Origin of the sequence: Streptomyces sp. NPDC007205 (assembly GCF_040634095.1) — a bacterium.
Classification (GTDB): domain Bacteria; phylum Actinomycetota; class Actinomycetes; order Streptomycetales; family Streptomycetaceae; genus Streptomyces.
Window position 1 is genome coordinate 1 of record NZ_JBEYEW010000164.1, and the last position, 1,750, is coordinate 1,750.

At 61.0% G+C, this 1,750-nt stretch carries 3 protein-coding genes and 1 pseudogene; 2 read left to right on the forward strand and 2 right to left on the reverse strand.

Annotated features, from left to right (window positions below):
* Positions 1 to 83: pseudogene (locus ABZ624_RS42925) on the forward strand (IS5/IS1182 family transposase); the annotation flags it as partial.
* A gap of 81 nt (positions 84 to 164) precedes the next feature.
* Here the strand turns inward: ABZ624_RS42925 and ABZ624_RS42930 are convergent.
* On the reverse strand, positions 165 to 512 hold the full coding sequence (locus ABZ624_RS42930) for a hypothetical protein (protein ID WP_360101176.1): 348 nt from the start codon (positions 510 to 512) through the stop codon (positions 165 to 167).
* A 247-nt stretch (positions 513 to 759) separates the two neighbouring features.
* Here ABZ624_RS42930 and ABZ624_RS42935 point away from each other — a divergent pair, with 247 nt between their 5' ends.
* A complete protein-coding gene (locus tag ABZ624_RS42935) occupies positions 760 to 1,329 on the forward strand; it encodes a superoxide dismutase family protein (protein ID WP_360101179.1) in 570 nt (189 codons plus the stop codon).
* On the opposite strand, the gene ABZ624_RS42940 is transcribed toward ABZ624_RS42935, so the two are convergent.
* Positions 1,310 to 1,582 (reverse strand): hypothetical protein, encoded by a 273-nt coding sequence (locus ABZ624_RS42940; protein WP_360101182.1) that lies wholly within the window; start codon positions 1,580 to 1,582, stop codon positions 1,310 to 1,312. The genes ABZ624_RS42935 and ABZ624_RS42940 overlap by 20 nt on opposite strands.
* Between the last annotated feature and the right edge of the window lie 168 nt (positions 1,583 to 1,750).

The window sequence follows — 1,750 nt, forward strand, 5'->3', positions numbered from 1 at the left end:
GGACCTTCCGCAGAGCGCGGTGCAGCCCGAATCGAATGACGTCAATCGCAGCAGCCGTCCTGACCCTGGAGCGGCAACGCTGAAAGCGCTCACTGGTCCCCGCATCGCTGGGCCGCGGACGGAGCTCACGCGTATGCACGTGCTACGCGTTGCAAGCAGCCTGATCACGGCTCAGGGTTTTGGTGGCAGTTTTCCATCGTTTGTGCATATGCCAACGCTCTCGCAATCATCTCAATTTGTCCCTTCACCCGCACAAGTCGATGAAATTCTGTCGCATCCAGTCGGATTATTTTCTCGATCGCATTCGGGGAAAGCCCAAGCGACTCAAGCTCAGAGTATGAGCTTCGTTTATAGCGCAGCATGTACATCTCGCCCTCCACTTGCCGGTAAGCCTGGCGCGCCAGCAGGCGAGGATGACAAACCAGTAACCACTGGTTACGGTAATGCGCGGGCAGTAAATCCCACAGCCATCTGATCGCTGTCCTTTCCCACTCAGGCAGAGATGGCCTCATGACTTCCGTCGGCCATAGTGGCAAGCCTTGGTTTCCACTGGCACTCGGCATACGCAGCCTCCAAACACCCGTCCATCACGTGGTCACGACCCCACCGCTGAAGACGCAGCCGTGCGCTGCGTGCGCCCTTGGCCGGCTGTGCACAAGCCGGCCCATCACCCCTGCGGGTGAAGGGTTCGGTGACTGAGGCCGGGAAGGGATACCTACGACAGGATTCTCACTTGAGAGACAGAAGAAGGTGAAGTTGATGAAACTGGCCAAGACGACTGTTGTCGTAGCAGCTGCCATCACGATGACCATGGTGACGAATGCGTCAGCATCAGAGAACTCCTATCGGCTTCGGACAGATGCGCGATTTGCACCGCCAACTGCCTTCATCCCGTCTCGTGCAGTCACGTACGACATGACTCTGGTACCCGCAGCCTCGTACATCGAAGTCAAGGAGTACGCCACCAATGCTTTGACCCGCGTCGTACTGAAGGTCCGAGGCTTAAGGCCGAACCGCACGTACGGGGCACACGTGCACACGAAACCATGCGATTCCCGTCCTGACGACTCCGGTCCCCACTACCAGAACCAACCAGACCCGCACCAGCCCTCCGTCGATCCCGTTTACGCGAACCGGAGGAACGAGATGTGGCTGGACTTCAAGACCGATCGCAGCGGGAAAGCCAGCGCCGTGTCGCGCAATGACTGGCGCTTCCGCTTGGGCGGGGCGGGGTCTGTGGTGATCCACGAGCGCGGAACCACTACCGGTCCCGGCGAAGCCGGCATGGCCGGCGCACGAGTGGCCTGCTTCACAGTTCCGCTCGGCTGACCAGCTGGTTGGCGATCGGCCGCGCCACGGCGGTACAGACCTGGGGTGCTGTAGCCGTTGCTGCGACGTGTCGTCGTTCGAGCGGAACTAGAGCGTCGTACGGCAGTCGATCTTCAGGAGCAGCACGGAATATCGCCTCCAAGACGTTGACGCGTCGGCGGGCGAGGGCGAGCAAAGCTTGCTTGTGCCCTTGCCCTTCGGCGCGCTTGCGCTGGCAGTACGCCTTGGAGGTGAGGTCGGCCAGTGCCGACACGTGCCGGGTCTGCCCAAGCCAGCCTGCGGATCACCTAGGCGTAGAGATGCTCGCCGGAACCTCGACTCGACAAGGGAGCCTTTTCAACGGTGAGCCTCCAGGGTGAGGATGGCCTTTGTGGTTGACGTGAGTGCGTTCGGGCTGAGTCTGGCCTTGCGGAGGATCCGC